This is a genomic window from Paenibacillus sp. 32352 (assembly GCF_002042965.1).
Classification (GTDB): Bacteria; Bacillota; Bacilli; order Paenibacillales; family NBRC-103111; genus Paenibacillus_S; species Paenibacillus_S vulneris.
The window spans coordinates 282,316-295,749 of sequence record NZ_MZNT01000011.1; the positions used below are offsets into that span (position 1 = coordinate 282,316).

The window sequence follows — 13,434 nt, forward strand, 5'->3', positions numbered from 1 at the left end:
AAGGCAGATGGGTGGAGGTGGGGCATCCCCTGTAGGAGCGGTAGCGTCCGCCTTTGTTATTGGGAATATACCGCTGTTAAACTATAAAAATAAATTTCCCGATAACAACAGCGGCTGGAAGGGGATACCCCACCGGTGTACCACGTACAGATCTGGATCTTTGGAGGTTTCTCGAAAGTCTCAGCATATCTGGATATGTCCTATCTCTCTATCGCCAGGAAAGGGGAGTGCCAGATTGAATAAAGTCATGTCCAGCAAATCTATCATTGCGCTGTATGTCATTCCCTCGCTGCTTTTAGTGTTGGCCTTAATCTATTTGCCGATCGTGTTGACGGGCTATTATGGATTAATGAAGTGGGACGGCGTCGGCAAGATGAGTATCATCGGTTTGCATAACTATACCACGCTGCTTCACGATGAATTGTTCTGGAACAGCGCCAAGCATTCTTTTCTTCTTGCGCTGTTTTCGACGCTGAGCTTGCTGGTCTATTTGCTGGTTGCGCTGGTCTTGTCCTCGCAAATTCGCGGTGCCAACCTCTTCCGCAAAGTGTACTTGATTCCCATGCTGCTGTCGTCCGTAGCAATCGCCCAGCTGTGGCTGAAAATATTTCATCCGACGAATGGCGTACTAAACCATTTGTTATCTTCACTGGGAGTTAAATCTACACCCGAATGGCTCTCGGATCCTTCGATTGCCCTGTATGCGATCTTTATTCCGATATTGTGGCAGTATGCGGGGTTTTATATTTTGATTTATTATGCCGCGCTAAAAAATGTGCCTGCCTCTCTCATCGAATCGGCCCGGATTGACGGCGCAAGCCCGTGGCGGATGGCTTGGTCGATCCGTATTCCGTTAATCTCCGAAGTATTGAAAGTGACCGTCGTGCTTGCCGTTGTCGGCTCGCTCAAATATTTTGATCTCATCTATGTCATGACGGGCGGTGGCCCGAACGGAGCCAGTGAAGTCGTGGCCTCCTACATGTACAAGAAGGCGTTCAAAGAATACGATTTCGGTTACGCCAGTGCAATCGGCTTCTTCCTGCTGTTGATTTGCCTGGTGATGACGTGGCTGATACGCAAGCTGACAGCATCCAAGGACAACATCCAATATTCATGATGAAAGGAGAACCCGGTGAATATCCAAACGATAGAGCGTAAAACGCAAACGGCCGCCGTGAACAGCAAGCTTTTCGCACAGATCGGATATGTCGGTCTGTACATAGTTTTAACCGCCGTCGCCGTGATTCAGATTGTTCCGCTGCTTTGGCTGATGCTGTTCTCCTTGAAAAATAATGAAGAAATATTCAATTTGGCTCCTTTCGCATTCCCGGAACGGCTTCGCTGGGAAAATTACGAGAAAGTATGGACACAAGGGCATATTAGTGCCTACTTTTTCAACAGTGTGTGGATGACCGTCGTTTCTGTTGCGGTTACCGTATTGCTGGCAAGCCTCGTCACCTTCGCGTTGACGCGGATGAAATGGAAGCTGCAGTCGCTCGTTCTCGGCATTTTCATGGTCGGATTGATGATTCCCGTGCATTCGACGCTTATTCCGCTGTTCAGCTTGTTTACGCAAACCCATTTGACCAATCATCCGCTGTCGATCATCCTGACGTATATCGCCTTTAACCTGCCGATTACGATTATGATTATGCTTGGATTTTATTATACGCTGCCCCGCGAGGTGGAAGAAGCGGCAGTCATGGACGGATGCTCCGTGAACCGTATCTTCTTCAGTATTATCCTGCCGATGACTGTATCAGTCCTTTCGACAGCGGTTATTATCAATATGATTTATAACTGGAATGAGTTTATTTTCGTCAACACGTTCATCAGCTCGGATAAGTATAAAACATTAACGGTCGGCATACAAAACTTCATCGGCCAATATACGACGGATTGGGGAGCCATCGGGGCTACTCTCATGATCAGTATTCTGCCGATATTACTGGCGTTCGTGCTGCTAAGCAATCGCATAGTAGAAGGGATTGCAGCCGGTTCGGTTAAAGGATGAAAGGAGCAATCGAAATGCAAAATCTGCCAATACCCAAACAACCGCTGGTTACGCATATGTACTCTGCCGATCCATCTTCACATGTGTTCGAAGGGAAGCTCTACATTTACCCTTCTCACGATATTGATCACGATGGGCCTACGAATGATAATGGCGACCAATATGCGATGGAAGATTATCATGTCTTGTCTCTGGATAACTTTGAATCGCCTGTTGTCGATCACGGCCAGGTCCTTCACCTGAACGATATCCCATGGGCTTCCAAACAGCTTTGGGCCCCGGACGCTGCGTACAAAAATAACACCTACTACCTGTTCTTCCCTGCACGGGATCATGAAGGGGTCTTTAGAATCGGCGTTGCAACGAGCACGTCGCCGGCGGGTCCTTTTCTCCCGCAGCCGCAATATATCGAGGGCAGCTTCAGCATTGACCCCGCCGTTCTCGTCGATGATGATAGTCAAGCCTATATGTATTTTGGCGGACTATGGGGAGGGCAGCTGGAGAAATGGCAGACGGGCGTATTCAATCCGAATGCTGAAGGGCCCGCTCCCGGCGATCCGGCGCTTGGTCCTTACGTTGCGCTGCTAAGCGAAGACATGCTGTCCTTTCAAAGCAAGCCTGTGGAGATTTCGATAGTAGACGAAGTCGGCAACCCCCTATTGGCAGGTGATGAGGAACGCCGTTATTTCGAAGGACCCTGGGTGCATAAATATAAGGGTTGGTACTACTTGTCTTACTCTACAGGCACGACCCACAAGCTGGTCTATGCGATCAGCCGGAATCCGGAAGGGCCGTACACCTTTAAAGGGACTATCCTAACCCCGGTCATCGGCTGGACTACCCATCATTCCATCGTCCAGTTCGAGGACAAATGGTATTTGTTTTATCATGACTGCTCCCTTTCTGATGGAGTGGATCATAAGCGCTGCGTGAAATATGCTGAGCTGCATTATAACGAGGACGGGACGATACAAACGATCGAACCTTACTAGTAATGCAAGCAACTGTTTTAGTAAAAGAAGTATCATGCGAAAAGCCTCGAGCTCTCGAGAAAGAGAGATTCGCGGCTTTTTTTTATAAATTCGGGGTTCCTTCAATATCAAAATCAACTTCGAAAACAAGGCCCCGCTGTGTGAGTCAGGTAATCGAAAAAAACAGTCGAGAGCCCCAAAAAGCCTTATAGCACAAGGCTTTGTCATAAATTGTAGATCGAGGCAAATAGAAGCGATAGCAATTTCATAAGAAATCGATATAGTAGAATTATTGAAGATATACTTCATGACGAATCGAATGTATTCTTGCATTCATAGGCTTAAGGCTACTCCACGATATGGTGCCGGTGCCGAACCTAATACGATAAAGGGGAGTGTTTTATGAAAAGTAAGATACGTTCGAAAGCATTGCCGGTAGCGGCTTCTATTCTTGCATTGTCGCTGACGGCAGCCTGCGGCAGCACGGGGCAGGATAACGCGAAAGGAAACGGAGCATCGGCTGATAACGGAGCTTCCGGGGCTCCAGTGAAAGTAACCATGTGGACACCGCTCAATCCTAACGCTGCAGCTGCAGTCAAGAGTATGAGCGAGCTGCCCATGATGCAGGAATGGGCCAAAAAGACGAATGTGACCTTTGAGTTCCAGCATCCATCAGGAACGAGCACGCAAGATCAGCAGCAGCAATATGGCGTCATGGTAGCCTCCAACAATTTGCCGGACTCGATGTTGTGGAACTGGAGCAACATAACCGGCGGTACAACCAAGATGTTTCAAGATGGAACCATCATGAAGCTGAACGATCTGATCGATAAATATGCGCCGAATTTGAAGAAAATTTTGAATGACAATCCGCAAATTGCCAAGCAGGTCAAGGCAGACAACGGCGATATCTATGTTTTGCCTCATTTGAGAGTAGGGCAGCATGGACAATATAAAACCTTCTCTGGATTGATGCTCCGCCAAGACTGGCTCGATGAGCTGGGCTTGAAGATGCCGGAGACGATGGACGAGTGGGAACAGGTACTGAAAGCGTTCAAAGAGAAAAAAGGCGCGATCCCTTTCACCTCTCAGAAGAACTATGTGATCTCCAATTATGATTTTGCAGGCGCTTTCGGGCTTCCGGGCATGAATTTTTATGTGGATAACGGCAAGGTCAAATACGGGCCGCTTGCACCGGAATATAAGGAGTATTTGGCGTTAATGCAGCGCTGGTACAAAGAAGGCCTGATTGATCCGGACTTTGCGTCTAACGACTCCAAAACGATGGATGCGAAGGTGACTTCCGGTAAAGCGGGGGCATTCTTCGGTTATATCGGCGGAAGCATGGGAGTGTACACGCCCGCTTTAGTAAAAGAAAATCCGAAAGCCAAGCTCGCAGCCGCGCAATTTCCGGTGATGAAGAAAGGCGAGGAGCCTAAATTCACGCAAGCGTCATGGGAATATGACAATGTAGGTACAGTCATTTCAAGCAAGAGCAAGCACGCTGCCGACATTGTGAAGGCTATGGATTATCTGTACAGCGATGAAGGGGCTATGCTGAAAAACTTCGGTATTGAAGGTCAAACGTACAAAATGGAGAACGGTCAGCCGAAATATACGGACCTGATTTTGAACAATCCGGATAAATTGCCGATTGCTACTGCGATGGGTAAATATTTTATCGCGAACTACAGCTTTACCGGTTTGGACGATGACCGCTATAACGATCAATACTACCTGCTGCCTGAGCAAAAGGAAGCTGTGAAAATCTACTCGAAGTACTCGAATAATACGTATAAATATGCACTTCCTCCGATCGTGCCTACACCTGAGGAAGCCAAGGAAATGTCTAAGATTAAGAACGATGTGGAGACGCTGTTGAAGGAGCAAGTAACCAAAATCATCATGGGCTCCGTAAAGGTTGAAGATTATGATAAAACCATTGAGCAAATCAAGAAAATGAATATCGATCGCGCAATTGAAATTAACCAGGCGGCATTGGATCGCTACAACAAGCGTTAATAGACAGATGAATCGAGGGGGAGCCTATCTGTTTCCCCTCTTTCATACGCTGGAGAGGAATGGAAAATATGGCGAAGTCCATTAGGTTGCTAACGGATGATATTAGGAAGAATCGCGCCATCTACCTGATGGTACTTCCGGTTGTCCTGTATTTCTTTATTTTTAAATATTTGCCGATGTACGGCGCTGTCATTGCTTTCAAGGATTTTAGCCCGGCGAGAGGGATTTGGGGCAGCGAATGGGTCGGATTGGATCATTTCACCGCATTTTTCAAAAGCTATTATTTCGTCCGCGTGCTGAAGAATACGTTTTTGATCAGCTTTTACAGCTTAATATTTGGTTTCCCGGCGCCGATCCTTTTAGCTTTGCTGCTGAACGAGCTTCGTCAAAAATGGTTTAAATCGATTGTGCAAACGGTTTCTTATTTGCCGCATTTCGTCTCCATTGTCGTCATTGCCGGCCTCATTATTGACTTTACGAATCGTGACGGCATCGTAAATTCCGTGATTACCTTCTTTGGAGGGGAAAGCTCCACGCTATTGAACGATCCAAGTAACTTCCGTACGATTTTCGTCAGCACAGGGGTTTGGCAGGAGCTTGGCTGGTCGTCCATTATTTATTTGGCTGCATTAAGCGGCATCAACCCGGAGCTGTACGAAGCCGCTCGTGTGGATGGGGCGGGCAGAATCCGGCAAATATGGAGCGTGACGCTGCCGGGTATTGTTCCTACGATTATGATATTGCTAATTCTTAGAGTCGGCGGTCTTATGGAGGTCGGATTTGAGAAGATCGTCCTGCTGTACAACCCTAATACTTATGAAACCGCAGATGTCATCTCGTCCTTTGTTTACCGTGAAGGCCTGGCTCAAGGCAATGATTACAGTTATACAACGGCTGTAGGCTTGTTCCAGTCGGTGCTGAACTTTGTGCTGCTGATTGGCGCTAACAGCTTCTCCCGCAGATTGACGGGGAACCAGTTATGGTAGTTACAGCTTGGGGAGGGTTTCCTGCATATGAAAACAAGCGCATCTGAGCGTACGTTCGATGTCATCAATATACTGATCATGACGATTATTATGGTTTGCACGCTATATCCGTTTTACTATGTCCTGATGGCTTCCATCAGCGATTCCAATTTGCTTATCCGTCATACCGGATTGCTGCTGAAGCCGGTAGGCTTTAATCTGGAAGCGTTCCAAATGGTGCTGAAGAACCCGAATATTTTTTCAGGCTATAGAAATACCCTTATTGTTCTGGTTGCAGGAACGGCTATCAATTTGTTGTTCACTACCCTTGGAGCGTACGCTCTTTCCAGAAAGTTTATGCTGCGGAAATGTATCATGATGGCCATCGTATTTACCATGTACTTTAGCGGCGGATTAATTCCTACTTATCTATTAATTAATAATACCCTTCATCTGGGTAACAGCCTGCTTGCGCTTATCGTTCCGGTAGCGATCAGCACGTGGAACCTGATTATTATGCGAACCTCCTTTGAAGCGATCCCGGAGGGTCTGCTGGAGTCGGCCAAAATGGACGGCGCAGGGGAATACCGCATCTTATTTCAAATTGTTGTCCCTCTTTCTATGCCCGTTATAGCCGTAATGGTGTTATACTATGGCGTGTCTCATTGGAATTCCTGGTTTCAGGCGATGCTGTTTCTTCAGAACCGGGAATTGTTTCCGCTGCAGCTCATTCTAAGAGAAATTCTTGTACAGAACAGCACGGATTCAATGACTACCGGTACGGGGAATGCGAACGATACGATGGCGATCGGGGAGAGTATCAAGTACGCGACGATCATGGTAGCGACGCTGCCCATCTTGATCGTATATCCTTTTTTGCAAAAATACTTTGTAAAAGGCGTTATGGTTGGGGCTATTAAAGGGTAGGAGCAAAAATCGCTGATAGGAAAACAAAATGAGATTTAACAAGTATGGGGGGCTTCTTCTAGTGAAACGCAGCATATATTTATTTTGGCTAATCTCCAACTTAACCATTCTATGTATTCCTATCATCATTACGATGCTTGTCCTTTTTCAGTCCCAGCATTTGTTGAGTACAGAGGTAATTCGCTCGAACAGGGCACTGCTCAATCAGATCAAGCAATCTCTTGACAACCAGTTTAAAGATATTAAGCAGATGGGCATGCAGTTGTCGCTGGACCCTAAGGTTGTCAGTTATGTGGATAAAGCGGATTACAGTGATGTGCAAACCAGGCTGGATACGTTAGCCTTAATACCTTCGCTTAATTCTTATTCAGCCTCCAACGGGAACATCAGTGAAATGTATGTCTATTTGAAAAAGCAGCATTTTGGCGTTACGACGTCGACGATGAACGAGGAGCCGCTGCTCTTTCAGCTGCATCACGGGAACGAAGGCATCACGCTGCAGCAATGGAGAGAACGTATGGAGCAGCCGTACTTCGGAAGCTTTCTCTCTTTAGCCCCCGGCAGTCTGGTTTACTTGCAATCCTTACCTCTTCAGATTGGCGATAACCCGCCGGCTACTCTGGTCGTTCTGCTGAATGAAGAGCGTCTCAAAAATGAGATCTCGAATATTCAAATTGCCCAAGCCGGCACCGTAACCATTCTCGATAAGGAGAATCATCCGATTCTGTTTACTGGAGACCCGGATACCGCTAGTCAACTCGATTTTAGCCAAATCCAGTCTTCGGAGGGCTCCTTTAACCAGCAGCTGGGCAAGGAGGAAGTGACGGTATCCTATATTACCTCTGTAGAAACGGATTGGAAGTATGTGTCCATCATTCCGGCCAAAGTATATTCCGCCAAGGTAAGTCAGCTGCGCAGCTGGATCTATGTGGCCTTGCTGCTCTGCTTATTCGTAGGCGGACCGTTATCCATCTGGATCACAAGGCGGCATTATATGCCGATCCGCCGCATGGTGGACAGCGTATCTCCGAAGGTGAGATCCAATCTGGAAGGCATCGGAGATGAGTTCTCGCTGCTGCAGTCCTTCATGACAGAGAATGCGGCTATGCAGGATTTGGCCAACCAAACGATCCAGAAGCAGCAAAATGCGTTAAAAAGCCATTTTCTCGCACGGCTTCTGAAAGGCAGGGTGGAAAGCGGCTCAGCGCTGATCCAATCGCTGGAATCGTTCGATCTGCGTTTTGAGACGAATCGGTTTGCCGTATTGTTCATGCATATCGGCGATTATTCGGCCTTGTTCAAGGATAATGATTTGCGCGATGCTGAATCGAAGCTGCAGTATGTTTATTTCATCGTAACGAACATTACGGAGGAGCTCATTAAGCGCAGGCACGCCGTACATTCGACGGAAGTGGATGGCATGATGGCTTTCCTTGTCAATATTTATGGCGATGATGAGGCACGCGCTAAGCAGGAATTGATCGAAATCGCCCATGAGGCGCAGAAGGTCATTCAGGATAATTTTTATATCCAGGTGACGATTGGGATCAGCGGAATTCATTCCTCTCTGAGTGGAATCCCGCATGGATTCGATGAAGCCCTCGAAGCATTGGAATATAAATTCGTCATCGGGCCAAGCCAGATCATTCCGTTTGACCGGATCAAGCGGCCCAAGAATGAGCTGTATTATCCGCTGGATATGGAGCGGCAGCTGATTAATCATATTCGAACGGGACAATATGAAGAGGCTATGGAAACCGTCGGCGAATTGATAGCTACGAACGTATCGGATGGTACGCTGTCCCTGCAGCTCGGCAAGCTTCTCATGTTTGAATTGATCGGAACGATTCTGAAAGCCATTGAGCATATGGATCACGGGACGAACGAGCTGGCTGCGGAGAAGCAGGAGCTCATTAAACAGTTGACCCAGTGCGAATCGTTTACGGAGATTGAGGATGAAATATATCAATTTTTGAAGACCGTGTGCGATTACGTCGATTCCAAAAAAAAGAGCCATAATACGAATCTGAAGGAGCAAGTGCTTACCTATATTGAGGACAATTTGTCCGATATCGATTTGAGTCTGACGTCGACTTCTCATCATTTTAATGTGAACGGGCCATATTTATCTAGGTTTTTCAAGGAACAAACAGGAGAAACGTTCATCGACTATGTGAATAAGCAGCGTGTACAATGGAGCAAGAAGCTTCTGCAGGAATCCGAGGAGACGATTACGGACATTACGCAAAAGGTCGGATTCTCAAATAGCAATACGTTTATTCGAGTGTTTAAACGATACGAGGGGATTACTCCCGGGCAGTTCAGAAAAGGGGAGCAGCCGTAAAGGCGATCCCATCAGCCATTTTCATTCTCTTGAGGAGGGGGACACGTAATGCCTATTTTGCAAGCAAAAAATCGTCAGTTTCTTTTGGATGGGGAACCGTTTCAAATCATATCCGGAGCCATCCATTATTTTCGCGTCGTGCCGGAGTATTGGGAGGACCGCCTGCTCAAGCTTAAGTCGTGCGGATTCAATACGGTGGAAACCTACCTTCCATGGAACCTGCATGAGCCGAAGGAAAATACCTTTTGCTTTGAAGGACTTGCCGATGTCGAGGGCTTTATTCGCCTCGCCGGTGATTTAGGGCTGCACGTCATTGTGAGGCCTAGCCCGTATATTTGTGCGGAATGGGAATTCGGCGGTCTGCCGGCTTGGCTCCTGCGCTATTCATACATCAGGCTTAGATGTATGGATCGAACGTATTTGGAGAAGGTCGATCGTTATTATGATGAGCTGATCCCCCGCCTCGTCCCGCTGTTAAGTACGAACGGCGGACCGATTCTGGCGGTGCAGATCGAGAACGAATACGGCAGCTACGGCAATGATAAGGCATATCTGGCTTATTTGCGGGACGGGCTTATCCGACGCGGAGTGGACGTGCTGCTGTTTACCTCCGATGGCCCGACGGATGGAATGCTGCAAGGCGGGACGCTGCCTGATGTATTAGCTACCGTCAATTTTGGTTCGAAGCCTGAGGAGGCATTTGAGAAATTCCGTGAATACCGGCCTGATGAGCCTTTGATGTGTATGGAATACTGGAACGGCTGGTTCGATCATTGGTTGAAGCCGCATCATACGAGAGAGGCAGACGACGTGGCGGATGTTTTCGAACGTATGCTTCAGGCAGGCGCTTCCGTCAATTTCTATATGTTCCACGGTGGAACTAATTTCGGCTTCTACAACGGGGCGAACTTCCAAGAGAAGTATGAAGCTACGGTTACCAGCTACGATTACGATTCGCCTTTGTCCGAGTGCGGAGATGAGACGGAGAAGTTCCATGCTGTGCGCCGGGTCATTTCCAAATATCAGGGGGTTCCTTTGGAGAGCTTTCCTCCCATGCCTCAACCGACCATTAAAAAAAGCTATGGCCGCATAGCGTTAAATGAACAAGCCGATGTTCTGGCCCATTTGCCGCTGCTGTCTGAGCCTGTCCAGCGAACTTGTCCCGAGCCGATGGAGCTGCTCGGCCAAAGCTACGGATTCATCGTATACTCGACTCAAATCTCGGGACCGCGTACGGGCGAGCTGCTGCATCTGGATGAGGTTCACGACCGGGCGCAGGTGTTCTTGGATGGCGTGTACCAGGGCACCGTTGAACGCTGGAATCCCCAGCCGATCGAGCTGACGGTTCCCAAGCCGGGAGCCAGATTGGACATTATCGTTGAGAATATGGGCCGGGTGAACTACGGACCTAAGCTGAAGGATTATAAAGGAATCACTCATGGTGTTCGGCTGAACAACCAATTTCTGTTCGATTGGACGATATATCCGCTTCCCCTTGAGAGCTTGGCTTCTATACCGTTTGAGAAGACTGCAGAAGAAGCTGCCGAAAGGAAGGATCGGCCTGTTTTTTACAGAGGAGAGCTTGAGGTTGAGGAACGGGGAGATACGTTCATTCGTACGGAGGGTTGGACCAAGGGCGTCGTATGGATCAACGGCTTTAATCTGGGCCGTTACTGGAATCAGGGACCGACGCGTACGTTATATGTGCCGGCTCCGCTGCTGCGCGCAGGCCGCAATGAGATTGTTGTTCTTGAGCTGCACCATACGGAGAAGACAACGATTGAACTGGCGGATACGCCTGATTTAGGGTGAGAAGCAAAAGATGATGTAGAGATGAGGGGATGTTGGCTATGACTACAAAACCAGTGCCTACCGCCAGACAGCTTGCCTACCAGGATTGGGAATTCGGCTTATTCATTCATTTCGGCTTACGTACCTTCTATGAAGGCTATGTCGATTTTGATTCCAGGCCAATGGACCCAGCCGCTTTCCATCCTGTCGATCTGGATTGCGATCAGTGGATTCGTACGGCAAAGGAAGCGGGTATGCAGTATGCGGTATTAACGGCCAAGCATCACGACGGCTTCTCCAATTGGCCGACTTCTTACAGCTCCTTTACGGTTGCTGCTTCTCCTTGGAGAGGAGGCCAGGGGGATGTGATCCGCGAGTTCGTTGATGCGTGCCGCAAATATGAGGTGAAGCCGGGGCTTTATTATTCCCCTTACGACGGCTCGGCCGACTTCTATACGCAGGATGCGCAAGCGTATGACGATTACTTTGTCAATCAAATCACAGAGCTTCTGACGAACTATGGTGATATCGATATTCTCTGGTTCGACGGCTGCGGCTCCGAAAATCATACGTATGATTGGCCGCGGATCATTGGCGAAATACGCCGGCTGCAGCCTAATATTTTGATATTCAATATGGGGGATCCCGATTTCCGATGGGTCGGTAACGAAGACGGCATAGCACCTGTTCCTTGCTGGAACGCGGTCAGTTCAACGTCCGTTTCGATTTTGACGGAGGATAAAGAGGAGCTGCCCGATACCCTCTGGCTTCCGGCAGAGTGTGACGTTCAGATGCGTGCCAATTGGTTCTACAGCGACAGCGACGAACCTACCATGAAGAGCCTGGATGAGCTCATGGGGCTGTATTATTATTCGGTTGGCCGCGGAACGAACCTGCTGCTGAACATTGGGCCCGATCGGGAAGGGAAGCTGCCCGCTAAGGATACGGAGCGGCTTCTCGAGTTCGGGGCGGAAGTCCGCAGGTGCTTCGGGAACCCGTTGGCCACGATTGCCCAATGCTCGAAGGACGGTCAGACCTGGGTCTACGAGCCGGCAGAAGCTCATTTGCTGGACCATATTGTGATCCAGGAGGATCTGACCGGGGGCGAATGCATCCACCGCTTCAAGATATCGGTCGTGACCGCCAAATCTCATCGGGTCGTCAGTCTCTACGAAGGCCAGAACATCGGGCATAAGGCCATAATTCGCCTTCCCGCGGTTAAGGCTTCCCGTGTGATAGTGGAAATACTCGAGTATGATGGGGAGCCGAGCCTGCGGGAGCTTGCTTTCTTTTACACCGGAGGGTAGAAGGGGAATGAATAGCTCACCCTTTCATTGCTGCTGAGCAGTGGTGGAGGGGTGATTTTTTTTGCTTTTTTCCCCTTTTGACTAAAAAACATGTGCGACCCATTGGATATCGCAAAATGATTTGAAGCATTTCAGCCTAATTCTTTAATAATTACAAATAATATTTAGTTATTCTATAGAATTTGTCATAGCCCAACTTTATAATGTGGACAGATCATTACGCCTATTAAAGGAGAGGTTTTCTGTGATTACGTTAACCGGATTCGCGGATGAGATATCATCTGATTTAGAGGAACAACTGGACGTGCTTGAATCGGAAGGTATTTATCATCTTGAGCTTCGCAGCGTATGGGGAAAAAACGTGTTGAAGCTTTCGAACGAGGAAACGGTGAAGGTGAAAGAACGGCTGGATCAACGGGGATTTCGTGTTTCCTCGATCGGTTCACCGATAGGCAAAATAAAAATAACCGATGCTTTTGAACCTCATTTGGAAGAGGCCAAACACGCCATTCAGCTTGCCAAGTTCTTTGCTGCACAGTATGTCCGTATTTTTTCCTTTTATATCCCGGACGGAAACCCGGCTGACTATCGGGCAGAAGTATTAGGGCGCATGGAACGGCTGACCCGTTTGGCGGAGAGCGAAGGGGTAATCCTGCTGCACGAGAATGAAAGCCATATATATGGTGACACGGGTGAGCGGTGTTTGGATATATTGCAAGCCAATGCTTCCGCACATTTGGGTGCCGCTTTTGACCCGGCAAACTTCGTACAATGCAAGGTGGAACCTATAACGGAAGCATACCCGCTGCTGAGCGAATATATTTCCTATATCCATATTAAGGACGCATTGATGGAGAACGGTAAGGTAGTACCTGCCGGAGAGGGAGACGGACAGCTGCGCCAGCTTATCCATAAGCTGAATGAGCGTGGATATTCAGGATTTTTGTCTTTGGAGCCGCATTTGAAAGCGGAAGGGAAATGGCAGGGCTTTGATAAGCCGGAGTTATTCGTTGTTGCAGCCAAAGCCTTAAAGCAGCTGTTAACCGAACACAATATAACCTGGTCATAGAGTTCGTCCTTCTTAATAAAAGCA

Annotated in this window: 10 protein-coding genes; all 10 read left to right on the plus strand. The window is 48.2% G+C overall.

The window, feature by feature from the left end; genetic code table 11:
* Positions 1-235 precede the first annotated feature (235 nt).
* On the plus strand, positions 236-1,117 hold the full coding sequence (locus B1728_RS24710; RefSeq protein WP_079913092.1) for a carbohydrate ABC transporter permease: 882 nt from the start codon (positions 236-238) through the stop codon (positions 1,115-1,117).
* Positions 1,118-1,147: 30 nt separating this feature from the next.
* Positions 1,148-2,014: a carbohydrate ABC transporter permease gene (locus B1728_RS24715; RefSeq protein WP_412973845.1), complete on the plus strand. Its 867-nt coding sequence runs from the start codon at positions 1,148-1,150 to the stop codon at positions 2,012-2,014.
* 14 nt (positions 2,015-2,028) lie between these two features.
* Positions 2,029-3,006 carry a glycoside hydrolase family 43 protein gene (locus B1728_RS24720; RefSeq protein WP_079913094.1) on the plus strand — a complete coding sequence of 326 codons (978 nt, stop codon included), beginning with the start codon at positions 2,029-2,031 and terminating at the stop codon, positions 3,004-3,006.
* Positions 3,007-3,387: 381 nt separating this feature from the next.
* Positions 3,388-5,007: a type 2 periplasmic-binding domain-containing protein gene (locus tag B1728_RS24725; RefSeq protein WP_079913095.1), complete on the plus strand. Its 1,620-nt coding sequence runs from the start codon at positions 3,388-3,390 to the stop codon at positions 5,005-5,007.
* A gap of 68 nt (positions 5,008-5,075) precedes the next feature.
* Positions 5,076-5,993, plus strand: a complete 918-nt coding sequence (locus B1728_RS24730; RefSeq protein ID WP_225947839.1) for an ABC transporter permease — start codon at positions 5,076-5,078, stop codon at positions 5,991-5,993.
* 27 nt (positions 5,994-6,020) lie between these two features.
* Positions 6,021-6,899: a carbohydrate ABC transporter permease gene (locus tag B1728_RS24735; protein WP_079913097.1), complete on the plus strand. Its 879-nt coding sequence runs from the start codon at positions 6,021-6,023 to the stop codon at positions 6,897-6,899.
* 61 nt (positions 6,900-6,960) lie between these two features.
* The gene (locus B1728_RS24740) at positions 6,961-9,243 is read left to right on the plus strand and encodes a helix-turn-helix domain-containing protein (RefSeq protein ID WP_179136191.1); all 2,283 of its coding nucleotides are present in this window, start codon (positions 6,961-6,963) and stop codon (positions 9,241-9,243) included.
* Positions 9,244-9,291: 48 nt separating this feature from the next.
* Complete coding sequence (locus B1728_RS24745; protein ID WP_079913099.1) at positions 9,292-11,055, plus strand: glycoside hydrolase family 35 protein; 1,764 nt, start codon at positions 9,292-9,294, stop codon at positions 11,053-11,055.
* Between the two features lie 38 nt (positions 11,056-11,093).
* The gene (locus tag B1728_RS24750) at positions 11,094-12,341 is read left to right on the plus strand and encodes an alpha-L-fucosidase (protein ID WP_256865483.1); all 1,248 of its coding nucleotides are present in this window, start codon (positions 11,094-11,096) and stop codon (positions 12,339-12,341) included.
* Positions 12,342-12,585: 244 nt separating this feature from the next.
* Entirely contained in the window at positions 12,586-13,410 is an 825-nt protein-coding gene (locus B1728_RS24755) for a sugar phosphate isomerase/epimerase family protein (protein WP_079913101.1), read from the plus strand.
* Positions 13,411-13,434: the final 24 nt, after the last annotated feature.